Here is a 25073-nt window from a genome sequence, read left to right as displayed (position 1 = left end):
ACTTATCATAATAAAATCAACAGTTTGTCATCCATCTGTCCTATGGTGTTGCAACTACAGGTGCAAGCTTTTGAATGCGTCCTTCCGCTTTATATTCAAACGGCTGTGGCAGTGATTTTACAAAATCAACTGTCGCCTGTAAGTCTTCCGGTCCTACCTCTAAATCAGTAGAAAGTGCACCAATTCCGTATTTCGTATTACCGTACATATAGTTGTTGACGACAACTGTATATTCTTTCGTTTTATCAATTTTGCTTCCGTCAGGCAAGATGATGTCGACAACCTTTCCTGTACCAGAATCATACGTGTACTTGAATCCAGCTACATGGAAGTCGAGACTTAAAGCTTTAGTTGTCGGATTCATTGTAATTTGGTTATTCAGCACCGTCTCTAAATCGGCACCGCTAAGTTTTACTTTATTCAGGATGTTACCGAATGGCTGAATCGAGAACAGATCACCAAATGTTACTTCGCCGGCGTCAAGCTGGGCACGCACCCCGCCGCCATTCATCAACGCAAAATCCGAATTCATCGCCTTCTTCATGCCGTCAGCGATTAGATTACCGAGGGCAACATCAGCGAATTCCGATGCTGTCGAAGGATAGTTCTTCGCTAAGGTTGTCGCGGATTGACCAACCACTTCAGCCTTGATTGGGGCTACTTTATCTTCATACTTCTTCATAATCGCTGAAACGGCTGGATCTGGAGTGTAGTCGTTTTGATAAACCGTTACAATTTCTGCTGCTTTTTTAACAATTTCCCCGCTGACAGGATCAAGCTCAAGGTCGACATCCGAGAAAGCAGAACCATATGAATAGGCTTGAACGATTAACTTGTTATCCACTACTCTGTTCACGTTCACATGGTTGTGTGCTGCAAAAATGACATCGACTTCGTCGTCTACTTTTTCAGCAATTTGCGAAGCATCGAATGCATCAGTATAACCGTCCTGCGTGGCAGGATTATGGGCAAGCACAACGATTGCTTCGATACCCTGTTGCTTTAATTCATGGGTATATTTGTTGATCGCTTCTGCTTCGTCGGTAATTTTCAAGTCTTCATTACCTTTTGTAACAATCATATTAGGTGTTTCCTGGGTGACAACGCCAATGAAACCGAGTTTTTGGCCGCCAACATCTTCGATCGCATAGGGCTTGGTGATTAAATCACCTGTTGACATATCAAACGCATTTGCTGCAACAACAGGGAAGTTCATACCATCATAGCCTGGCGAGCCTTTTGGATGGTCACCGCCATTCATCATCCGTCTTAATTCGGCTATGCCTTCGTCAAATTCGTGGTTTCCAAGCGTACCGACATCGAAGCCCATCGCTTCCATCACTTCCACTGTCGGCTCATCCTGGAAAAGAGCTGAAATGAGCGGACTTCCACCGATCATATCACCAGAATGGACCAACAGGGAGTTGGGGTTCGTCACTTCACGCTGTCTAATCGCGGCAGCTGTGTACTCCATGCTTCCTGCAAATTGGTTTCCGACTTTCGTATCTGTGTCAAGCTGGCCATGCAAATCGTTTAAGCCCAGCAATTGCACTTTTGTGTTTTCTTTAGGGGCGACACCAATGTCCAGCTTGAAGATACCGAAGCCCAAGCTGTCTGTTTTATTTGTGTTGCTGATTTTGCTGCCTTCTTTTATATAAGCTTCTGCTTTTGGAGAGGTGGTAAATGTAACATTCACATTTCCTTCAATAGGTGCGATCGACCAGTTATCATCGGCGGTCGGAGTAATCTCTTTCATTTCAGCAATATAATCCATGAGAATTTGGCGGTTCTCATCAGCTGAATCGACAACCAGTTCGCTTCCTTTTACACCCGGGAAGTTACCGCCGCCGCCAGCACGATAGTTGTTCGTAACAACGATAAAGTCCTGGTTCGGATCAACAGGCTGGCCATTATACATTAGGTTGCTGACCCGGCTTGAATCAGGATTAATCACTTTCCCATTCGGATCGTATTTTGCCGCTTTTGTTACATCGATTTGATATTGAACCCCATCGATAACATCGAAATTAAAGACTTGGAACGCTGGATTTAGCAATGCCTGTTCTTCTGTTTTCTTAGGATCGATTTGGTTAAACTTACCGGCACTCATCTCGATCCATTCCTTGACAACAGAACCCTTTACTTTGATCGCTTTCAATGTGTTGTCATATAAATATAAGTCGCCGGCGCTGCGGATCGTTAAATCACCTTTTTTGATTTCTGTATACTCGGCTACTCCGTTGCGGCCGGCCTTGAATGGTGCACCGACAGACAGGATTGGCAGATCTTTATATTCAGGCTTCTTCTCGGCCACGTACTTTTCAACAAACCATTTTTGCGCATTGGTTACAACTTGGATCGAAGGATCGTCCTGAACCAATGAAAAATAACTGTGAATGTCATCTGTTGTTTTTCCAATCGGTGTGTTCACATATTTTACTGTTGCATCATGTGCATCCTTAACTGCACGAACAATCGCTTGATCCGGTGACACTGTACTTTCCGTTACCGTCTTTCCGGTTGCAGGATCTTTTACGTCTTTATATGTTTCCCGAGTCGACGATTGGGAATTTACAACCGACCATTTACCTTTTTCTTTTTTCAGCTCAAGGTCAATAATTCCTAAAGAACCGCCGCCATAGCCCGCTTGAACCGCTGGTACCCCGTTAATCGTCCCCTTGGCATTATCAACACCAGGCAATGGCTTTTTATCCGGTCCCAAGAACAATCCATCCAGTGCTGCCTCTGTTTTAGCAGGGAATACTTTATGCGTATGTGAAAAAGTAATCGCGTTAATACCAGGGACTTCACTTAATGAGTAAATGACGTCTTCCGTATTTCCTTTATTCGCGCTGAAGCCTGAGTGCGTCATGGCAATCACTACATCTGCGCCATCTTTCTTCATTTTCGGAATGAATTTCCTTGCTGTCTCAACAATATCTTTCGTGATGACCTTACCGTCAAGATGCGCTTTATCCCACTCATTGATCTGTGGAGGTACGAAGCCAATATAGCCAACCTTGATCACATGTTTCTTTCCATGCTCATCAACTACTTTTTTCTTGACGATTTTATATGGGGTAAATTTATTTTTATCATTGTTTGGATTATTATCGTGATCATCTTTGTAAACGTTTGCGTTCACAAAAGGAAAATTCGCATCATCATAGGCTTCATCGAGGAATTCAAGCCCATAATTGAATTCATGGTTACCTAATGTAGCCATATCATAATCCATTTGGTTCATTGCCTTAAAGACGGGATGCACTTCCCGATTTTTCAAAGGCTCAATTTTTGCCTTATATGTTCCAAGCGGAGTCCCCTGGATCAAATCCCCGTTATCTACTAATACACTATTTTTCACTTCTTGGCGCGCCTGCTTTACAAGCCTCGCTGTTTTAGCCAAGCCCACTTTCTCATAGGCAGCATCTTTGTAATAGTCATAGGCTAATAGATTTGTGTGAATATCTGTCGTTTCCATAACGCGAAGCTTTAAAACAGAAGCCTTATGTGACCTGTCTCGATCATCATCGTTATGGTCTTCTATATGATGATTTTTACCTGTTTGATGATTGTGCGCGTACTCTGCACTGGCTGGTGTGGAAAGAAAAGGAGCTGACATAAGAGCTAATGCAAGCGAAGCTGATAGTACTTTCTTAGCATTGCCATGCTTTTTTTTAATCATCCTTCATTCACCTTTCTAGTGATTATTTAATAGCTTAATTGAACTCTTAGAAGTATACAGAGGAAGGGTAAAACAGGTGTAAATCCTTTCTATAGAATTGTTAAGGAAATGTATCATTTGTAAACTATTTTTTTGAAAAATAGTTCCTTCATAATAATAAAAAAATTCCGGATACTTAGTAAGGGAAGAAAGTCCTTAATCAGTCTGTCAAACGAATTTATTTTTAGGGGGAAGAAGAAAAAACCAAACTCTTCTCCAGTGAGAGAAAAATTTGGTTTTTGACGAGAGGTTATTATTCTAGTTAAACGATTTGGCGGTCCCAGTGGCGGTGGGCCGCAACGGCTGCAACAAATTCTGTGACAAACCCGTTGATATCTTCACCTGTTACGACGCCTGGACAGTTCTTTTTATTGAAAATTTCCAGCCATTTCACACCTTCATGTGTCGCGCCGATCGCCTTAAAGTGGGAGAATGCTTCATTAACAAAGTATGCAGCATCATTTTGAAATTTTCTGCTTTGACCGCTTCCGCCCACGACATAAACTGCATCAAATAAGACGGAATCAGCCGTTAAAAAGGTATGATCGACTTCAAGCCCGCTGCCATCTGACCCTTTTACTGTCCCGAGTTTTTCACTAATGATTTCAGGCTGAATTCCCTCTGACTTCAACGAACCGAGAACGGACACGAGATCAGTACCGTTGAAATCATTTCCGACAATAACAGCAACTTTACGCGTATTTGGCTTTTTCTTTGTATTTTCCTGGCTTAGTGCCGCAGAGGATTTTGTGACGTTTGAGCCGCCCCCTTGAGGAGGATTCGCACCGATCGCTTCAGCAAATGCTGTCGCCAATTCGAGATTGACATTGGCAAACATATCGGCGACTTGCTGCCGTACGGACATGCTCTTCACTTTTCCCAGTTCAAAACTGAATGCCTCGATGATATGCTGTTTCTCAGGTTGACTCATGCTGTTCCAAAACAATGTCGCTTGCGAAAAGTGGTCTTTAAAACTATCGCTCCGGCTGCGGATTTTGCGGCCTTCCACTTTTTCCTGATAGTGTACATAACCGCCCTCTGCCTCACTTGCAGGGGCCGGTGTATTTGCTGCGAGCGAATTGTTATGATAGCTTACTTGCCCTACATTAATCGTCCGGCGCCCATATCCATCGCGCTGGTTATTATGGAACGGACAGACCGGTCTATTGATGGGCAGCTCATGAAAATTTGGACCGCCAAGGCGGATTAATTGCGTATCTGTATAGGAAAATAAACGTCCTTGCAGCAACGGATCGTTTGAAAAGTCTATGCCCGGTACAACATGGCCCGGATGGAATGCCACTTGTTCCGTTTCGGCAAACACATTATCGACATTGCGGTTCAAGGTCATTTTACCAATGATTTTTACAGGCACATCTTCTTCCGGCCAAAGTTTTGTCGGATCAAGAATATCGAAATCAAATTTGAATTCATCTTCTTCAGCAAGAAGCTGGACGCCCAGTTCAAATGCAGGATAATCTCCTTTCTCAATCGATTCCCACAAATCGCGACGCTGGAAGTCAGGATCCTTTCCTGATATTTTCTGCGCTTCATCCCACACAAGTGAATGCACACCAAGGACAGGCTTCCAGTGGAATTTCACAAAATGTGCTTTCCCTTGATCATTAACAAAGCGGAAAGTGTGCACACCGAACCCTTCCATCATCCGCAAGCTTCTTGGAATTGCCCGATCCGACATATGCCACATGATCATATGGGCCGATTCCTGATTGTTGGCTACAAAATCCCAAAACGTATCGTGCGCAGATGCTGCTTGCGGCATTTCATTATGTGGTTCGGGTTTGACCGCATGAATAAGATCGGGGAATTTTATCGCATCTTGAATAAAAAAGACGGGAATATTATTTCCGACTAGATCATAGTTTCCTTCTTCAGTGTAAAACTTCGTCGCAAAACCGCGCACATCCCGAACAGTCTCAGCCGACCCGCGTGAACCGGCAACAGTTGAAAATCGGACAAAGACAGGCGTTTTCACGGCTGGGTCCTGCAAAAATTTAGCCTTTGTATATTCTTTCATAGATTCATACACTTCAAACTCACCATGGGCTGCGAAACCACGTGCATGCACAATACGCTCGGGAATCCTCTCATGGTCAAAATGGGTCATCTTTTCCCGAAAATGAAAATCCTCCATTAACGTCGGTCCTCGTTCACCCGCTTTTAACGAAAACTCATCTTCTGAAATCTTCAATCCTTGATTGGTCGTCATTTTTTGGCCTGCATCATCGACACGAAACTGCTCTAATTGCTCATTTTTTCTGTTTTCATTGTTTTTACGCCCGTCTTTCATTCAGCAATTCCTCCCTGAAAGGTATTTGGTTCGTAAACCTACTTCTATCTTCGTACCCTGCTGCAAGTTTGAGCAAACGGGACTAATGCATGACTTTTCACACATTTAAGTCAAAAAAGATGAATCGGAAGATCCGTGTTTACAACGCAGAACACAGTTCCTATGAATTTTTCAACAAATTTTACATCTATTAAATAACTTCGTAAAAATATACATAAGACATTAATAATGGGCGTGGCACAACTCATACAACTTATGAAAATATCCCTAAATCTTATCACCTGTATAAATACAAACAGAATTCCTATGATCTTATATATTACTTCCAGCAGGTAAAAATCCCATTATTTAGTTGCGTGTTGATAGATTGTATATTCCATAAGTTGCATTTATCATCATTAACCAAGTAATTACAGTAGATTCACAAAGCTTTAAGAATGATTTGGTAACTTTTTTATAGATTAACTTCGGAGAACCTCAGCTAAAAAGATGTTTGGAGGTATTTTGATGAAAGCTAATAATTCAGGACTTAACAGACGAGATTTTTTAAAAGTCAGTGGAATGGGCACTTTGGCCTTAACACTAAGCAGTACGGGAATATTTGCCCTCAGTAGCGCTACAAAAAGTTTTGCGGCTTCTACCAGCAAAGCAACTGATGGTTTTGGCGGTTTTGGTCCTTTAGTAAAGGACCCAAATGGCATTCTTGATCTTCCGCAGGGATTCCAATACCGTATTATTTCTCAAACCGGAAACAAAATGTCGAATGGTGATCTAGTACCTGGAAATTTAGATGGAATGGCTGCGTTCGAAGGTCCCAAAAATACAACGATTCTAGTAAGAAATCATGAACTCGGTACGAACGCGGACTACCCGGTCAATGGGAAAAACCCTTGGAGCCGGGGCGCTGCTGGCGGCACAACAGCTCTGGTAGTGGGACCGAACCGCAAAGTTATTAAAGAGTACGTAACCAATTCAGGAAATATCCGCAACTGTGCCGGTGGACCTTCAACTTGGGGTACTTGGCTGACCTGTGAAGAGACACGTGATCTTGGCCATGGCTTTGTGTTTGAAGTAAATCCCCTTGATCCTGAAAATGAAATGTCTAAAACCCCAATCCGTGACATGGGTTATTTCTCACACGAAGCGTGTGCCGTTGACCCGACCACAGGCATTTGGTATTTAACAGAAGATAACAGCCCTAGCTTTCTATATCGTTTTACACCACATGATCGCAGCCAGAAGCTTGGTTCTCTTCAAAAAGGCGGGGTGCTTGAGGCTGCGGCCATTGATGAGTTGCCTCTATCATCAGCAAGTACGTTTAGAAATGGACAAACGTTTGGAATCGTTTGGAAAGAAGTAAAGCCAGAACGGGCCAAGGAAGATGCAACAGCGAACGGCTGTATCCAGTTCAGCCGTTTAGAGGGAGCCTGGTTTTCTGCTGGTGCATTCTGGTTTGATGACACAAGTGCCGGCGATGGAAGACATGGACGTATCTATCGATATTTTCCTTCCACAAATACATTGGAGCTTTTTTATGAATCGGCTGCTTCGAATGATTTGGATATGCCTGATAATATCACGATTACGCCATGGGGGGATCTTTGGATTGCAGAGGATGGACCAGGAAATGATCGAATTGTCGGCCTGACCCCGGAAGGCAAGGTTTATCCGTTTGCAGAAAACCAGCTGAATGGTTCTGAATTTGCCGGCCCTGCCTTCTCCCCGGATGGAAAGACGCTTTTCATTAATATTCAGGATCCGGGTATTACTTTTGCGATTTGGGGACCGTTTGCGCGCAGAAATGCTGCTCGCCAGCGCGCGATGAATCATGCAGCTCCTCCTGTAAACCTTGCTCCTGCTGTTTCCGCGAAGCTTGCAGCATTTGCTGAAGACCAGGGGATGTCCATTTTAGAAGCTGCAGCACTAGAACGCCATGGTATGCCTATTAGCTAATTGTTGATATGCGTTATTCCAAGGAGGTTTAAAAGAGAAGGATGTAAGCCTCGAATAAGCGGTTTACATCCTTTTTCTTTGATTAATATCCACTAGTTAGCCTCTTCACTTTTATGATCAATTACATGATCCGGATCAACCAAGTTTGCGAAGAACCATGTAGCTCCGTCATCTATTGTGGTGAATTTCGCCAGCACTTTTCCACCAAGGTAATCTCCATTAGGCCCCTGATTGACAAGTAAAGTACCTTGGGATCCATCAAAGGTGGGCACCTGCGCAACCATAAATATCCCTTGATATTCTGCAGGGATTGGCAACACGTTGACGGTTTATAACTGGGGCGATTATATTGATGCCGAGTTAATCGATCGCTTTGAGAAAGAAACAGGCATCAAAGTAATCTATGAAACTTTCGATTCCAACGAGGCGATGATGACAAAAATCGAAGCTGCCCATCAGTTTATCAACTTCATGCTCGACCCTGAGATTGCGGCACAAAATGCCGAATATGTAAGCTATTCGACGCCGAGCAAAGAAGCTCTCAAATACTTGCCAAAAGAAATGGTCACCGATGCGCGGTTCTATCCACCGCCAGCGTTAACGAAAAAGCTGGAGGTGTACGAAAACCTCGGCAAAAAGAACCTGGCTTATTACAACCAATTATTCCTTGAATTCAAAATGCACCGTAAATAAGTTTTTCTAATAGTTTTATCAGAAGCAAAAGGGTGTCCCAACATTGGGGCACCCCTAGTTTTTTCGTAACAATCATTCGGTTTATTCAAGCCGTCCTATTTGTTCCATTTTTCAAGTAAGGGGCCACTATCCCCATACACCGGGTCGGTTTCGGGAACAGGGACATTGCGGATTTCAGCGAGCGACTGTGCACGCAGTCCGGGATCCCTTTGTCTCAAATCGTAGCCAGCCCCGGCCGGATAGGCACCAACAACTTCGAAATCGTCACTGCTCTCAATCTTCTTATGGCCTGTCCCGGCCGGAAGCACAACAACATCACCGGCGTTCAACTCCAGGCGCTCTCCTTGATCACCCCCGACAAGAATCGTTGCTTTTCCAGTTTTTACGCCCAATACTTCATGCGTATTGCTATGGTAATGATGGTAATCGTAAACACCACCTGTCCAATTGCCCGACCAATTATAACGGTTGAAAGTAGCTTCAATCCCATTCGGGTTATCACGGAAAATGCCCTCATACACAATAACAGGCAGCTCCGGGTTATTTGGAATTTCTCCATCGTCCTTCAGTATGAATGATCTTACTTGTGTTTGCATACGACTTCTCCTTTCTACTGACAAGTCTCTATCACTCATCCAATTAAGATACAACAGTCGTTGTGAATCGGCTCATAACAACCTTATAGATCGCTTGCATTAAAGGTATCTCCTCCGTCGATGCTTCCGGATTCAAACCCTTTGTAAAACCAACGCTTCCTCTGTTTGGAAGTGCCATGCGTGAAGCTCTCGGGTACAACATAGCCCTGAGACTGTTTTTGGATGCTGTCATCACCAACAGCGCTTGCTGCATTCAAAGCCTCTTCAAGGTCACCCTCCTCCAGTAAATCCATTCCCTGCGCATGATGTGCCCACACGCCAGCATAATAGTCTGCTTGCAATTCAAAGCGAACTTGATACTTATTGAACTCTGTTTCACTGAGTTGTTCACGTAGAGGCATGATCTCGTCAGTCGTTCCAAGAAGCGTCTGTACGTGGTGTCCCACTTCATGAGCAATCACATAGGCCATCGCAAAATCCCCGGGAGCATCAAATCTTTTTTGAAGTTCATCATAAAAGCTCAAATCGATGTACAGCTTCTGGTCACCCGGACAATAAAATGGCCCAACCGATGAACCAGCTGCTCCGCAGGCGGACTGGACACTGTCCGTGTACAAGACGAGGGTCGGCTCCTCGTAAACGAGGCCTTGTTGCCTGAACTGCTCGGTCCACACTTCCTCTGTATCCGCAAGAACGACAGATACGAAATCCGCAAGCTCTTCCTCCTGTTTCGTTTCCTCGTATGGGGTGGTTGTGTCTGAACCGGTTATCCCGATATTGTTCAAAATGGCTCCTGGATCACCGCCTAGCAGTGTCACAATCAAGAGGATCACGATACCGCCAATCCCGCCTCCGACAAGCGTTTTACCTCCCATGCCCCGTCGGTCTTCAACGTTTGAGCTTCCTCGTCTGCCTTTCCATCGCACATTATTCCTCTCCTGTCCATTCGTGAAGTAACTGACTGTATTATTTATAAGTTGTATACCCAAGATGAACAGATTTATTTATAATTCTTTTTAAAAACAATGCCCATCACAGAAAAGAGTGACGGGCACAATAAAAAATGATAAATATCTCAATAGACAGTGGAATGATTGTGTTTAAAGCGATTTTAATAAGTCACATCGTTTTTTATCAGCCAATAGCCCCTGCCACATTATACAAAGTGAGGTCTATATCGACCGATTGTCCGAGGGCTAATTTGGCAAGCTGGGAGCCAAGAAACGGTCCAACGGTTAATCCTGAAGCGCCGAGCCCATTCGCAAGAAGAAGGCCTTTGTAACCAGGTACTTCTCCGATAATCGGCAGAAAGTCCGGTGTGAAAGGGCGAAACCCGACACGGGATTCAACGAACGTAGCGTTGGACAACCCCGGTGCAACGGCTAAACCTTTATCGAGGACCTCATGTAAGCCGCCTGCTGTCACACGGCGATCAAACTGCATATCATCTTCATGTGTAGCCCCAATCACGACACGGCCCTCATCAAAGGCGAGAATATATTGATTATTCGGAGGCATGACGACTGGCCACTCGCCAGTTTGCGCGTCTTCGAGGTGAAGATGAACAATTTGTGCTTTTTGCGATGTGATTAACAGGTTAAGGCCGAGAGGTGCTAAAAGCTGATTCGCCCATGCACCAGCCGCCACAATCACACACTCAGCTCTGTACCGTGTATCCTCAACCTTTACGCCCGTCACTATGCTGCCTGTATGCTCCAGTTGGGCCGAGCCGTGTATAAACTTGGCACCTTGCTTTTTCGCCGCATTCACAAGAGCTTGCCGCAATGCACGTCCATCGACACGCGCCGCGCCGCTAATATAAACTGATCCGTAGTCACTGGATAAAGGCGGGAACATAGCTGTTGTTTCCATCGGTGTCAGCTGACGAATAGCGCCGATTTCAGGGGCATCTTCACGTCTGTTAGCCGCTCTCTCCTCGATATTTTTGAGCTTGCCGGCAGCCGTACCAAGACTAATCGCTCCGACTTGCTTGTAACCCGTTTTCGTTTCTTCTTCCTCTTCAAGCTGTGCAATAAGTGATGAATAATGCGCCGCTCCAGCTTTAGCGAGTGCATACCACGCCTTGTTGCGCCGCTGGGTCAACCATGGACAAATGATGCCAGCAGCTGCATCTGTCGCCTGGCCAGGATCGTGCCGGTCGACTACAGTCACGTTTCCGCCTGCTTTGGCTAAATGGTACGCTGTCGACGCACCCAAAACCCCCGCACCAATTACAATAAATTCGTTCATTTAAGCTCCTTTTTCAAGTGTTTTTATAAAATTTATTTTACAGAAGTAACTGGCGAAACTCAAAGTGGGCATAGCTGATTAGAAGAGTTGTAGTTATTTTGGCTATGAAGCTGGCGCCGCTTGTTCCAGATTGGATAGATTTAAAAAAATGCCCTGCCGGATTTAAATGATGGTCTGCTGGAATATATGCGAGTGTCAGTTTTTGAGTTCGTAAAACAGAGCAAAAGACCTGCCGGTACTTTCTCCGGCAGGCCATTTGTATCTTGATTTTGGTTATATGAATAAACAGGCATTGACGGGCATTTTTTATTCGTCCGCTTCTTCACCTGATCTGCTCGTTTGTGTCGGCAGGGTATCCCAAAAGCTTGTATCAGCTGTTTCGATTGATCCATCGGCAATAGCTTTAACCGTCGCATCCAATGTTAAGATGGTCTGCTTAATTAAGTAGCCATTGCTCTTTTGTCCAAGAGCGTAGGATTCAATGTAGTGATCAGACATCCCGCGCATTTCAAACAAAAGCGTTGCGATATCATAGCGAACAGCTGCACCATTACGGCCGATATTTTCACCGGAGCCTCCGTTATATTTGCCAATATGTCCCCAGCCCGTGTTCTCTAGCTCATGATAGACCACTGCACCAAGTTTTTTTGAGCCTTCTAAAACTTCAGGTTTTACTCTCGAATTTGTCGGATAGAGAATAGATCCCGAAACAAGCTCGCCTTCTGTTTCACTTAGTGTACCTTGATGGTGCAAATCGATCATATAATCAATGTTGTATTGTTGAAAAACATTTTCATGAAGGACCCGTACTTCCGGTTGCATTGCCGTTGTAGTTTTATCATGCTCACGGTTTAAGTCCACATTGTTCGCATTGTAGCGGGTAAGATGGCGATCACCGTCTGCATGGTATTCATCAAGGGAGAAATTCACATCGCCCATCGCGCCATCGGCATTCAGCATTGGAATGATCAGAACGTTTACATTATCGAGGACACCCTTGGTTTTATTCGTTCCCAAGTGCTTAATAAATTCAAGTGCACCTTCAGTCGTTAGCTGTTCATTCCCGTGCTGCTGAGTTAAAAAGAGAATAGTAGGATTTTCAGGATTGGAGATGTACTTCGCCATGTAAATATCACGGCCTTTCACTGTCTGCCCAATCACTTCGAGCTCCATTGCTCCTTGTTTTTCATCCTGAGTTTTGAGATAGTCAACCATGCTTGCGTACGTATGTAGAATAGAAGTCTGGATGGAACCATTGCCGGCACTTGGTCCATTGCCAACCGCGCCCGTTGGAAGTCCAATTGCAGTAACAGCACCCAATGCCATTAAGCCGGATAAAGAAACACTTAAAACCTTTTTCTTGATACTCATCGAATCCCTCCATTTAATTATTTAGACACTCTAAGTAACGTACAATACTAGTTTAATATTCATTACTGGTCGTGTTAATAGAAACGATTACCTATTGTTTTGACAAATTTCGTGTCTCGGAACTGATGCAGAAGAAGGAGTTTAAAATTTTCTTTTTTCGGGAATAGACTGATTTTTATAGAAAAATTGACATAAAAAAAAAGCACCTGACCTTCAGCGCTTTAACGCGGTCGGGGTCAGGCACCTCTCTTTTATACCATTATTTTGCAAATATCATTTGTAAACTCTACTGGATCATTGATTGGCAACCCTTCAATCAGAAGTGCCTGATTGTACAGCAAGTTTGTGTATAAATTCAATTTCTCTTTATCGGTTTCAAATGCTTCTTTTAAGGAGTTGAATACCTCATGATTTGGATTAATCTCCAACACCTTTTCCGCTTTGACATTTTGGCTATCAGGCATGGTGTTCAGTATTTTTTCCATTTCAATCGTCACTTCACCATCAGTTGATAAACACACTGGATGAGACCTCAATCTTTTGGAGACCCTGACATCCTTCACTTTCCCGGATAAAATATTTTTCATGTAGTCGAAGAGGTCTTTGTTTTCATTGTCGTCTGAGCTGGCATTATCTTGATTTTCTTCTGCTTCAATCCCTAAGTCACCGCTGGAAACAGATTTAAATTCCTTATCCTTATATGTCATCAACATTTTGATGGCAAACTCATCGATATCTTCGGTAAAGTATAGTATTTCATAGCCCTTTTCAGATACCAGCTCTGTCTGTGGCAGCTTTTCAATTCTTTCATACGATTCGCCTGAAGCATAATAAATATATTTCTGGTCCTCCGGCATTCTGGAAACATACTCATCCAGCGTGACCAGCTTCTTCTCTTTCGATGAGTAAAACATTAACAGGTCCTGCAAATCTTCTTTGTTGGCTCCGAAATCACTATAAACCCCGTATTTTAACTGCCGGCCAAATGATTTATAAAATTCATCATACTTCTCTCTATCATTCTTCAATAAGCTTTGCAGTTCGCTTTTGATTTTCTTGTTGATATTTTTTGCGATCAGCTTCAATTGACGATCCTGCTGCAGCATCTCTCTCGATATGTTAAGGGATAAATCTTCAGAATCAACCATTCCTTTAACGAAGCTAAAATAATCAGGAAGCAAGTCGCCGCACTTGTTCATGATCAACACACCGTTAGAATATAATTCGACACCCTTTTCATATTCCTTTGAATAGTAGTCAAACGGTATTTTTTCCGGGATATATAATATCGCATTATACCTGACGGCACCATCGACATTGATATGGATGTGCTTGATCGGCTTGTCAAACCCGTAATGTTTTTCCGTATAAAAATTCTCATAATCTTCAGGAGTAAGCTCAGTTTTATTCTTTCTCCAAATCGGAACCATGCTGTTGATAACCTGTTCTTCTGTATAATCTTCTAATTCAGTCTCGCTGCCCTTTTTCGGCCTCTTACCAGTAACATCCATTTTGATTGGATAGCGAATAAAGTCAGAGTATTTTTTGATGGTCTGTCTTAATTGATACTCTTCTAAGTACTGATCATAATTCTCTTCTTCTGTGTTCGCTTTGATTTTCAGAATAATCTCAGTGCCAATAGACTGTTTTTCATTTGGAACAATCGTGTATCCATCTGTACCTTTAGATTCCCACTTGTAAGCTTCATCGCTGCCTAAAGCCTTACTGATAACAGTAACCACATCAGCAACCATGAAAGCCGCATAAAACCCGACACCAAATTGGCCAATGATATTATGCCCATCTTTCGCTTCGTTTTCATTTTTAAATGCTAAAGAGCCACTCCTGGCAATGGTTCCAAGGTTGTTCTCCAGTTCTTCTTTTGTCATTCCAATACCAGTATCTATGATTGCTAGGGTTCTATTTGCTTTATCTGGTATGACTTGTATGTAATAGCTGTCTTTATTAAAACTTAAAGTATCATCGGTTAAGGCTTTGTAATAGATTTTATCGATTGCATCACTGGCATTGGAAATTAACTCTCGTAAAAATACCTCCCGCTGAGAATAAATAGAGTTAATCATCATTTCTAATAGTCTTTTAGATTCTGCTTTAAACTGCTTTTTTGCCATTAAAGTTTCTCCTTTCAATATGTATAGTGCCATTTAATGATTATAAAGAAGTCTGCAAAAATAGGAATTTACTTTATTAGCACTCTATCTCCTTAAGTGCTAACCACTATTTAAATAACATACACTGTAGCTTGTGTCAATATTTAGTTGTTTCGAGTCGATTTTCTTTTTTTCTTTTTTTGGTTGCTCTACTTATGAATAACGATAAGTTATTTAGGTAAAATAATCCTAACAAATTTAACTTACAGGAGGTAACCACATTGTCATTGACCCCTTTTGAACCATTTCGCCATCTTGAAAACGTTAGAAGAGAGTTAGACCGTTTTTTCACAACTGATTTTCCTACGATAAGAACTGGATTTGGCCAGAATTTTGGCTCGCCAAACATTGATATTCATGAAACGGAAAACGAAATTGTAGCCACTTGTGATATTCCAGGCTTGGAAAAGAGGGAAGATGTGAATATCAACATTGGCAATAACATGCTTACGATTAGCGGGACTGTTCACAGAGTGAATGAGTTAAAAGAAGAAAATATGCACAGAAGAGAACGTTTTGTTGGCCGTTTTCAACGTTCTGTTACCTTGCCAAGCCCCGTTTCTGAAGACGGTGTGAGAGCAACATATAGAAATGGAGTTCTGGAAATCCATATGCCGAAGTTGCAGGCTGATAACAGGAGAAGAATTGATGTTGAGTTTCATTAATGAATAATATGGTTAGTGCGTTTGTTACCTGATTAAAAAATACTTATCCTTCATTGGGTAAGGATTTTTTTACAACTAAACGCAATCTTACACGCCATAAACAATGACATAATTTCCCAGTCACCTTAGGATTCGAAAAAAATTTTTATACGGTTCTGTTCCATGTCTATCGCTACACTCCCAAATTTACCTCAATGAATATAGCCAGCAAAATTATTTTAAAAAAAATTAGGAATTTTGTCCCTATATTCCGAAATTGATTTACCGATACAAGAACCGCTCCTGAAAATATAGAAGTAATACGAGATCAAACGCCTCACCACTCTGTTTGGTAATCGTTCCGCAACAGAAGCAGAAATACTTTTTATCTCACTCATCACAAAAGCACCTCTAGATACTTTAGAAGAACCGTTTTGATTCGCAGTTTTTCTGCACAGTCGACAAGTTTTGTTAGGTTCTTTTCTGGTCTTTGTAGGTAGTTTCGTAAACCTTCCTTCATGATATCAATACCGATTTTCTTCCGATAACGGATAATGTCACAAATCGTTTTTTCTCGATTATATATTTTGACTTTATTCCCATCTATCTCGATCTCATCAATCCCATATTGATATTGTGTTTCAGAAAAATAAATTATCTTAATTGGTGGATAGTTTGGCAAAGTCGGCTTTTTAGCCCCTCTGTAAATGGCAACCTGATATTCCCACGGATTGTATGTAGTTAAACCATGGTAAGCTAGCGCGGAGAGAAGGCATATTACACCTTTAGGAATTATTTTTGAGACCTCTACAATTTCATCTTGCTGCTCTCCCTCATATTTTGAGTGCCGATACAGTCCTTGCTTTATCCGAATGATGTCTCCTTGAGCTTCCAGCTTGCGAATATAATAATTGCTAATACCTTCGTTGATAAAATCCTTCGTTTTTGCGAACCCTTTTTGCCGTTCAAAGATATTTTCGATTTTTTCTTGAATTTGCCCATTCATTTAACTCATCCCTTTACAAAATGGTCTGCAGTTAGGCATAAAAGCAAACCTTTTTTTACATATTCTTTGTCTTTAACAAAATCTCCTTCTTATTATTTACAAAAAAGTCTGCAGTTAGACGTAACTGAAGTAATTATAGTAAATGATAAGCCCTTAGATTTGTATCAAACAACTATTCTTATAGAGGGACGTTGTATACACCGGTAAAAAGTTATCGTGTAAAATGAAGATTGGCAGTTAAACTCATACTGATTGCCATTTTTCAAGGGTATTTTTGCTTAAAACTGCGTCCTTAATAACAAAAATGACCAGTCCCACCATTTATACGGTTGCACTGGTCATTAAGGCATATTTAATTTTTATCTCTGCGATACAGATCCCGGCTCTTGTAACCCGATCCAAGAATCATTTTCATTTCCTCGCGTCTTTTTGCTTTTGTCGCCTCTTGTTTAGCACTATACACATAACGAGCCCACTCTTTACGGTACCCTGGGGTTAATGCTTGATAGAACGCAAGTAAATCTGGAGTATCTTGCAGATCTTTTTCCACTTGCGGAATTAACGCTATATAGTCATCTACGCATTGACTTGCTTTTGTAGATGTTTGATTTCTGTTTCGAGCATCTTCTTTTAGACCGACAACAGTAAAGACATCATCCAATCCTACCATCCGCGCAAATTTAATATTCCTTGTCCCAACATAACCATTCTCATCTGCACCTAACCCATCTAATAGCTCATCGCGATGAATAAACGTTGGATATACTTTATTCCCCTTTTTTGGATAAGCCAAAAAGATATAGCCGTTTTTATTTAGATAATTCTTTTCGATAACCTTGTTTACGAGTCCTTTTAAAGACTCCATATCGAGCACAAAAGCAAAAATAAGATCATATGCACTATCGGTTAGCTCTGTATCATAATCTGCTAACTCCGCTAAATAATCTGCTCCATCTGGTAAATCCAATACCGCTACTTTGTTATATTTTTGTAAGTTTAGTTTCTCTACTATTGTTTTAGCCATCTTTATCCACCTGTTAAATTTAGTATATTACTTCTCCAGTGTAAAAGTTCCCCTTTTAGATAGCAACTTTTTGAGTTTTGAAAATACAGCACGTTTATAACTCAAATTATTGTCATATCACGGTTCTCAGTACAGATCAAAATGAGAAAAGCGTATAAATCCGCTAAGCTTATGATATTTTGTTTGATTAAAACTCTAAAGAAGGCAAAAATAAAGCGCTTGCATAAATTAAAATTTAGGTTATAATACTTGTATACAAGTATACTTAAAAAGTAAGAGGGTGAGTTTATGGCCGAAACAAGGGAATTTTTATATCCCTCAAAATGGCTCACAAGAGCTTCGGCAGGTGATCGTGTAGCATGCGAGCTTAGGATGCGTATTATCGCCGGCATAATTGAAAGCGGTACCATCCTATCGGAAAATAAAATAGCTGCAGACTTTTCGGTGAGCCGGTCTCCCGTTCGTGAAGCTTTAAAAATACTTGCGTCGGAAAATATCATTCGATTAGAAAGAATGGGTGCAGTTGTCATTGGTTTAACAGAAAAAGAAATAGAAGAAATTTACGATGTTCGTTTACTCATAGAATCGTTTGTATTTGAACGACTTGTAAGGATAGACACTCATGATTTAGTGATGGAACTAAGTAAAATACTTGAAATGATGAAAGTTGCCATAAGATATGAAGATGCTGATGAATTTTCATATCAAGATGTCTTATTCCATGAAACGATTATTCGTGCGATTAATCATTCCTACATGCTTATGATCTGGAATAATTTAAAACCCGTTATGGAGAGTTTCATTCTTTTATCGATGCGTATACGTTTTAAGGAAAAATACGATGACTTTACAAGAATTTTGGAAAATCATCAGCTTTATATTGAAGCAATAAAAACAAAAGATAGAGCCCTGATGATTAAGTCCTTACATCAAAACTTTGATGATGTTCAAGGTAAAGTAGAAGACCTATGGATGTCACAACAACTGCTAGCTAAAGGGGTAGAGCAAGAAAATGACTAGTTATATGTTAGGTATAGACATCGGTACGACAAGTACGAAGGCTGTTTTATTTAGTGAAAAAGGAGAAGTCATTCAACAAGAAAATATTGGTTACCCGCTTTACACACCGGATATATCGACAGCTGAACAAAACCCGGAAGAGATTTTTCAGGCTGTCATACAAGCCACTTCTAATATAATGAAACATCATTCGCAAAAAAAGCTATCGTTTGTTTCATTTAGTAGTGCCATGCATAGTGTTATTGTCATTGATGATAATGACCAACCGCTTACGCCATGTATTACTTGGGCAGATAATCGAAGTGAAGCTTGGGCACATAAAATAAAAGATGAATTGAATGGACATGAAGTCTATCGACGAACAGGAACACCCATTCACCCTATGTCACCTTTAAGCAAAATCGCCTGGATTATGAATGAGCGTCCTGAAATCGCTGCCAACGCTAAAAAATACATCGGGATCAAGGAATATATCTTTAAAAAGTTGTTTGATCAATACGTTGTCGATTATTCCTTAGCTTCAGCCATGGGCATGATGAATCTTAAAAACTTGGATTGGGATGAAGAAGCATTAAAAATTGCAGGTGTTACACCTGATCAATTAGCTGAACTCGTACCAACAACCAAGATATTTAACAACTGTCAGCCAGATTTAGCGAAACAGATGGGAATTGATCCAAAAACGCCCTTTGTCATTGGCGCAAGCGATGGAGTGCTATCCAACCTGGGTGTAAATGCAATTAAAAAAGGCGAGATTGCAGTCACAATTGGGACTAGCGGTGCCATTCGAACCATTATTGACCAGCCGCAAACAGATGAAAAGGGACGAATATTTTGCTATGCCTTAACGGAAAAACATTGGGTAATTGGTGGGCCAGTAAACAATGGCGGGATGGTCCTTCGCTGGATTAGGGATGAATTTGCCTCTTCAGAAATAGAAACAGCGAAGAGACTGGGCATTGATCCATACGAAGTATTAACCAAGATTGCTGAACGCGTAAGGCCAGGTGCTGATGGATTGTTATTCCATCCATACCTCGCAGGTGAACGTGCTCCCTTATGGAATCCAGACGTGCGTGGCTCATTTTTCGGTCTAACAATGTCGCATAAGAAAGAACATATGATTCGAGCGGCATTAGAAGGAGTCATTTACAATTTATACACTGTATTTTTAGCTTTAACTGAATGCATGGACGGTCCTGTAACCCGAATTCAAGCAACTGGAGGCTTTGCAAGGTCGGATGTTTGGCGTCAAATGATGTCCGATATATTCGAATCCGAAGTTGTAGTCCCAGAAAGCTACGAAAGTTCTTGTCTGGGTGCCTGTATTTTAGGCCTATATGCCACAGGAAAAATTGATTCTTTTGATGTAGTTTCTGAAATGATTGGCAGCACCTACAGACATACACCAAAAGAAGACTCAGCTAAGGAGTATAGGCAGTTAATGCCAATCTTTATTAACTTATCCAGAGCATTAGAAGATGATTATACACGGATTGCAAATTATCAAAGAAGCTTAATAAACACAAATAAATAATTATTTGGAGGAATTATAATGCCATTAATCATTGTAGCAGTTGGAATTTTAGCATTACTACTATTAATTATGGGCTTAAAATTAAACACTTTTATTTCATTAATTATTGTATCGTTCGGCGTCGCTTTAGCACTCGGGATGCCGCTAGAGGAAATTGTCAAAACAATTGAAGCAGGATTAGGCGGGACACTCGGTCATTTAGCATTAATTTTCGGACTCGGAGCAATGTTGGGCAGGCTGATCGCAGATTCAGGGGGAGCTCAACGAATTGCGATGACCCTCGTCAACAAATTCGGTGAAAAAAATATTCAGTGGGCAGTCGTTGTTGCCTCATTCATTATCGGTGTTGCTTTATTCTTTGAAGTAGGATTAGTTTTATTAATTCCAATCGTATTTGCTATCTCAAAAGAATTAAAAATTTCTATCTTGTTCCTCGGTATTCCGATGGCAGCAGCTTTATCCGTGACACACGGTTTCTTGCCGCCACATCCAGGGCCGACAGTTATTGCTGGTGAGTATGGCGCTAACATTGGTGAAGTTTTACTTTACGGTTTTATTATCGCCATTCCAACAGTGCTTTTAGCTGGACCTTTGTTTACTAAACTAGCAAAAAAACTCGTACCTGAATCATTTACGAAAACCGGTAATATTGCGTCATTAGGTGAACAAAAAGCGTTTAAACTTGAAGACACACCTGGTTTTGGAATCAGTGTATTTACCGCAATGCTTCCAGTTATTTTAATGTCAATCGCAACAATTATTACTTTACTGCAAAAAACACTGGGATTTGAGGATAATAGTTTATTGGCAAGTATCCGTTTTATTGGTGATGCATCTACTTCCATGTTGATTTCCTTATTAGTTGCAGTATATACGATGGGACTGGCCAGAAAAATTCCAATCAAAACAGTGATGGCCTCTTGTACAACAGCGATTACCCACATTGGAATGATGCTCTTGATCATTGGGGGCGGCGGTGCCTTCAAACAAGTATTAATAAATGGCGGTGTAGGCGACTACGTAGCAGACTTATTCAAAGGAACTTCATTATCACCCATCTTACTTGCCTGGATTATCGCAGCAATTTTACGTATTTCCTTAGGGTCTGCAACCGTTGCTGCATTAACAACCGCTGGTTTAGTGATTCCAATGTTAGGTCAATCTGATGTTAACCTCGCTTTAGTCGTGCTTGCAACTGGAGCTGGTAGCTTAATAGCTTCTCACGTGAACGATGCTGGTTTCTGGATGTTCAAAGAGTATTTTGGTTTAAGCATGAAAGAAACATTTGCGACATGGACATTGCTTGAGACCATTATTTCGGTAGCTGGATTAGGATTTGTTCTATTATTAAGTTTAGTTGTATAAGCCGGTTCGTTTCATGATAGGAATTAATCACCGGCATGCAGGAGCCTGATTAATTTCTCCAGGGGTAAATGCCCAAGGAAAAAATCTGGTTATTCCGGGCAGTAAATTCCCACTTATCCTCTTAGTATCTTCTAAGCTTAAGTGAGGTCTTTACTGCCTCTTAATTTGAGATAAAGGAGCAGGTCACAATGTTCAATACAATTGGTGTCATTGGATTAGGGGTAATGGGCAGCAATATCGCCTTAAACATGGCTAGTAAGGGCGATCAAATTGCTGTCTATAATTACACGAGCGATTTAACCGATCAACTTGTACAAAAAAGTAAAGGGCAACCTATCAATCCGTACTATGACATTCAAGATTTTGTTGAGTCCTTAAAAACTCCAAGAAAGATCTTTTTGATGGTGACAGCAGGCAAACCGATAGATTCCGTGATAGATTCATTAGTCCCCTTTCTCGAGGCAGGCGATATTATCATGGATGGTGGTAACTCCCATTACGAAGATACGGAACGTAGATATAGTGAATTGAAAGCTAAAGGAATTGGTTATTTAGGAATCGGTATTTCTGGTGGCGAAGTTGGGGCTTTAAATGGCCCATCCATCATGCCAGGCGGAGATAAAGATGTGTATGAAAAAGTAGCCCCCTTTCTTACCAAAATAGCAGCGCAAGTAGGAGATACCCCTTGCTGTGTGTACATTGGTCCAAAAGGTGCGGGTCACTTTGTTAAAATGGTTCATAACGGAATTGAGTATGCAGATATGCAGCTGATCACAGAGGCCTATACTTTTTTGAGGGAAAAGTTACTTTTACCTATCGATGAAATTGCTGACATCTTTGCAACATGGAATCAAGGAGAGCTGAAAAGTTATTTAATCGAAATCACTGCAGAGATCCTGAGGAAAAAGGATGAACGAACGGGATTATCACTTATAGATGTTATTCTTGATAAAGTAGGACAAAAAGGCACCGGTAAATGGACAAGTATTCAAGCCATTGATAACGGAATCCCATCATCCATTATTACAGAATCTGTGTTTGCCCGTTATATATCTTCTACCAAAGAGGAACGGGTTATTGCCGAAACGATTCTGGAAGGTCCATCAATGGAACAACAAAATTTAGATAAAGATTTGTGGATTGAGTACGTGCGACAAGCATTGTACATGGGGAAGGTTTGTGCTTACGCGCAAGGATTCAGTCAATATAAAATGTCTTCAGACCTTTATGACTGGAATTTGCCTCTAAAGGATATGGCCCTGATTTTCCGTGGTGGCTGCATCATTCGCGCAGAATTTTTAAATGTAATAAGTGAAGCATTTGAAGCAGAAGCGAACCTATCCAATTTGCTGATCGCTCCCTATTTTGCAGAAAAGGTTAAAGAATACCAATTTGCATTAAGAAAAGTGGTCTGTGAGGGAATAAACTCCGGTATCTCGCTCCCTTGCTTAAGTACTTCACTTTCGTATTACGATAGTTTCCGGACAGGCCGTTCAAATGCCAACCTTTTGCAAGCACAACGTGATTATTTTGGTGCCCATACGTATGAACGAACTGATATGGCTGGAGTCTTTCACACAGACTGGCAGTGATCGACAGAACATTTCTTCTGACGCTTACTTTTTCGGAAAGACGGTTCCCCCCTCATTTTATAAAGGCGGGACATTTTGAATCTATGAATTCAAGTAAGGTGACCTAAGGAATGGCTTTGTAAGGTAAATAAGGTTAAAGTACAGATTGTGCTTGGGCAGAGTTTGACTTTATTTCAAGCTCTGTTTTATTTTAGTGTCTTGGGTTACTAAACTCTGGTGTTACAGTTTATTCAAAAGAAATTTTTTATCATGCTGGCAATGAGTAATGTTGAAGTGCGTATGACTTATATCAATAATTCTAGAATTATCAGATACTTCGTATAATTCCATTTAATTGGGGTCAAAAAAGCTCCTGATGCGTTACTTGAAGAACGAAGTTAAAAAAGCAAGTATTTGAGACCCACTTTCTTTTTGGTTAGAAAATCAATACGATAATTGCACAGAGGCTTTTAATTAGTTATGCAACATATAGGAGGGAGACTCCTCCTACCTGCTAGATTTATAGGGAAATCTCGTGTGTATTATTTTTTGTCCTTATGTATGATAATACTCCACCCGGCAGTTGCGTCCTCTAATAATGATTATTCTACAAAGCAGTTGAAACATGAATCCAAACTGAAATGTTAACGGAATATTCACATATCTCGAGTGTGATTTTTTATAAAATAAGTTTAGAGATTAAGAAAGGAAGTGGCTTATGTTACTTAAAGGTCGATCTGAATCGGATGAATTAAAGGCTACACGCTATTTAAACACACGAATGGAGTTGACTAATAAGGAAAAGTTTCACTATGTAAACCTGGAAAAAGGCTATGAAGGGGAGGTAAGATTTGACCTGCAGGCAGAGATTCTCGAAGAAGAAAGATATATCATAAATGACTTGCTGCTTGAAGTAAATAACTCTTATTTTCAAATTGATACATTAATCTTATCGCAGGGAGTTATTCACCTTTTGGATATAAAAAATTATCAAGGTGATTGTTACTTGGAAGCGGACAAACTTTATTCCGTGACAACCGCTCGTGAATATAAGAATCCTGTAGACCAGTTGAAAAGGAGTGCGACTCTTTTCCGTCAGCTGCTCCAAAACCTCAAGCAAAATTACCTTGTTGAAGCCCCCGTTATCTTTATTAACCCTGAATTCACTTTATTTCAAGCCCCAATGGACCAACCCATTATTTTACCAACCCAGGTAAATCGTTTTTTGAAAGATTTAAATAAAACTCCGTCTAAGTTGAATGATGGGCACAAGAAACTAGCCCAAACATTAATTTCACTACACCAAACTAAAAATCCATTTACGCAATTGCCTAAATATAATTATGAACAGCTACAAAAGGGAATGTATTGTAAAACTTGCAAGTCCTTTCTGGTTTCTATAAAAAATAATGACTTTGTGTGCAGAAAGTGTGGAGGACATGAAAATATCCAACTAGCTATTTTGCGGAATGTGAAGGAATTTCAGCTGCTATTTCCTGATCGGAAGATTACTACTCGGAGCATCTATGAGTGGTGCAAGGTGGGTTTAAATAAAAGGACATTTTGCAGGGTTTTAAAGAAAAACTATACTTCATTTGGAAGTACAAGCGATACTTATTATGTATAAATATATTAATAACCTTCTTGGCTTGAAAGTTGTATGAACCAGCTCTAATCCTAATGCATTCAGACTAGCTTAAGCTTGCTACGCCTTCCCCTGTCCGAAAGAGACACGCATTGTGACTCGCTTGACTTTTTTGGACTTGCCTTGTCTGAATCAGACTTGCGTTCAGACTGGCTTAACCTTTTTTATCCTTCCCTTGTCCGAACTACACCC

Annotated in this window: 17 protein-coding genes and 1 pseudogene; 8 read left to right on the top strand and 10 right to left on the bottom strand. The window is 41.1% G+C overall.

Going from position 1 to position 25073, the window contains the following annotated elements:
* Window positions 1-40: 40 nt before the first annotated feature.
* Together CVD23_RS11050 and CVD23_RS11045 are read right to left on the bottom strand one after the other, a co-directional pair.
* On the bottom strand, window positions 41-3685 hold the full coding sequence (locus CVD23_RS11050; protein WP_101666047.1) for a bifunctional 2',3'-cyclic-nucleotide 2'-phosphodiesterase/3'-nucleotidase: 3645 nt from the start codon (window positions 3683-3685) through the stop codon (window positions 41-43).
* A gap of 301 nt (window positions 3686-3986) precedes the next feature.
* Window positions 3987-6035 carry a catalase gene (locus CVD23_RS11045; RefSeq protein ID WP_101666046.1) on the bottom strand — a complete coding sequence of 683 codons (2049 nt, stop codon included), beginning with the start codon at window positions 6033-6035 and terminating at the stop codon, window positions 3987-3989.
* Window positions 6036-6542: 507 nt separating this feature from the next.
* Here CVD23_RS11045 and CVD23_RS11040 point away from each other — a divergent pair.
* Window positions 6543-7988, top strand: coding sequence for an alkaline phosphatase PhoX (locus CVD23_RS11040; RefSeq protein ID WP_101579053.1), 1446 nt, complete (start codon window positions 6543-6545; stop codon window positions 7986-7988).
* 92 nt (window positions 7989-8080) lie between these two features.
* Here the strand turns inward: CVD23_RS11040 and CVD23_RS21960 are convergent, their stop codons facing one another.
* Entirely contained in the window at window positions 8081-8272 is a 192-nt protein-coding gene (locus tag CVD23_RS21960; RefSeq protein WP_101579052.1) for a hypothetical protein, read from the bottom strand.
* 28 nt (window positions 8273-8300) lie between these two features.
* On the opposite strand from CVD23_RS21960, the pseudogene CVD23_RS22475 reads away from it, so the two are divergent.
* A pseudogene (locus tag CVD23_RS22475) lies at window positions 8301-8681 on the top strand (hypothetical protein); the annotation flags it as partial.
* A 95-nt stretch (window positions 8682-8776) separates the two neighbouring features.
* Here CVD23_RS22475 and CVD23_RS11025 read toward each other — a convergent pair.
* From CVD23_RS11025 to htpG, 5 genes are all read right to left on the bottom strand, one after another.
* Window positions 8777-9277 carry a cupin domain-containing protein gene (locus CVD23_RS11025; RefSeq protein WP_101579051.1) on the bottom strand — a complete coding sequence of 167 codons (501 nt, stop codon included), beginning with the start codon at window positions 9275-9277 and terminating at the stop codon, window positions 8777-8779.
* A gap of 83 nt (window positions 9278-9360) precedes the next feature.
* A complete protein-coding gene (ypfJ, locus tag CVD23_RS11020) occupies window positions 9361-10203 on the bottom strand; it encodes a KPN_02809 family neutral zinc metallopeptidase (protein ID WP_101579050.1) in 843 nt (280 codons plus the stop codon).
* A gap of 208 nt (window positions 10204-10411) precedes the next feature.
* Window positions 10412-11527, bottom strand: a complete 1116-nt coding sequence (locus tag CVD23_RS11015; RefSeq protein WP_101579049.1) for an NAD(P)/FAD-dependent oxidoreductase — start codon at window positions 11525-11527, stop codon at window positions 10412-10414.
* A 306-nt stretch (window positions 11528-11833) separates the two neighbouring features.
* Entirely contained in the window at window positions 11834-12898 is a 1065-nt protein-coding gene (locus CVD23_RS11010) for a M14 family zinc carboxypeptidase (RefSeq protein WP_101579048.1), read from the bottom strand.
* A gap of 251 nt (window positions 12899-13149) precedes the next feature.
* Window positions 13150-15030, bottom strand: a complete 1881-nt coding sequence (htpG, locus tag CVD23_RS11005; RefSeq protein WP_101666045.1) for a molecular chaperone HtpG — start codon at window positions 15028-15030, stop codon at window positions 13150-13152.
* Window positions 15031-15290: 260 nt separating this feature from the next.
* Here htpG and CVD23_RS11000 point away from each other — a divergent pair, with 260 nt between their 5' ends.
* Window positions 15291-15734, top strand: a complete 444-nt coding sequence (locus CVD23_RS11000; RefSeq protein WP_101666044.1) for an Hsp20/alpha crystallin family protein — start codon at window positions 15291-15293, stop codon at window positions 15732-15734.
* Between the two features lie 376 nt (window positions 15735-16110).
* Here the strand turns inward: CVD23_RS11000 and CVD23_RS10995 are convergent, their stop codons facing one another.
* Window positions 16111-16719, bottom strand: a complete 609-nt coding sequence (locus CVD23_RS10995; RefSeq protein WP_101666043.1) for a type IV toxin-antitoxin system AbiEi family antitoxin domain-containing protein — start codon at window positions 16717-16719, stop codon at window positions 16111-16113.
* Between the two features lie 352 nt (window positions 16720-17071).
* On the bottom strand, window positions 17072-17743 hold the full coding sequence (locus CVD23_RS10990; protein ID WP_101666042.1) for a YdeI/OmpD-associated family protein: 672 nt from the start codon (window positions 17741-17743) through the stop codon (window positions 17072-17074).
* Between the two features lie 288 nt (window positions 17744-18031).
* Here CVD23_RS10990 and CVD23_RS10985 point away from each other — a divergent pair, with 288 nt between their 5' ends.
* From CVD23_RS10985 to CVD23_RS10965, 5 genes are all read left to right on the top strand, one after another.
* Window positions 18032-18763, top strand: a complete 732-nt coding sequence (locus CVD23_RS10985) for a GntR family transcriptional regulator (protein WP_101666041.1) — start codon at window positions 18032-18034, stop codon at window positions 18761-18763.
* On the top strand, window positions 18756-20300 hold the full coding sequence (gene gntK, locus CVD23_RS10980) for a gluconokinase (protein WP_101579041.1): 1545 nt from the start codon (window positions 18756-18758) through the stop codon (window positions 20298-20300). Before CVD23_RS10985 ends, gntK begins: the two co-directional genes overlap by 8 nt.
* Window positions 20301-20318: 18 nt before the next feature.
* The gene (locus CVD23_RS10975; protein ID WP_101579040.1) at window positions 20319-21665 is read left to right on the top strand and encodes a GntP family permease; all 1347 of its coding nucleotides are present in this window, start codon (window positions 20319-20321) and stop codon (window positions 21663-21665) included.
* Window positions 21666-21853: 188 nt separating this feature from the next.
* Window positions 21854-23257, top strand: coding sequence for a decarboxylating NADP(+)-dependent phosphogluconate dehydrogenase (gene gnd, locus CVD23_RS10970; RefSeq protein WP_101666040.1), 1404 nt, complete (start codon window positions 21854-21856; stop codon window positions 23255-23257).
* 697 nt (window positions 23258-23954) lie between these two features.
* Window positions 23955-24863, top strand: a complete 909-nt coding sequence (locus tag CVD23_RS10965) for a nuclease-related domain-containing protein (RefSeq protein ID WP_101666039.1) — start codon at window positions 23955-23957, stop codon at window positions 24861-24863.
* Window positions 24864-25073 lie beyond the last annotated feature (210 nt).

Source organism: Bacillus sp. V33-4, assembly GCF_002860225.1.
Classification (GTDB): domain Bacteria; phylum Bacillota; class Bacilli; order Bacillales; family Cytobacillaceae; genus Bacillus_BJ; species Bacillus_BJ canaveralius.
Note: the sequence above shows the minus strand (reverse complement) of the source record. Positions and strands in the feature narration are given on the sequence as shown.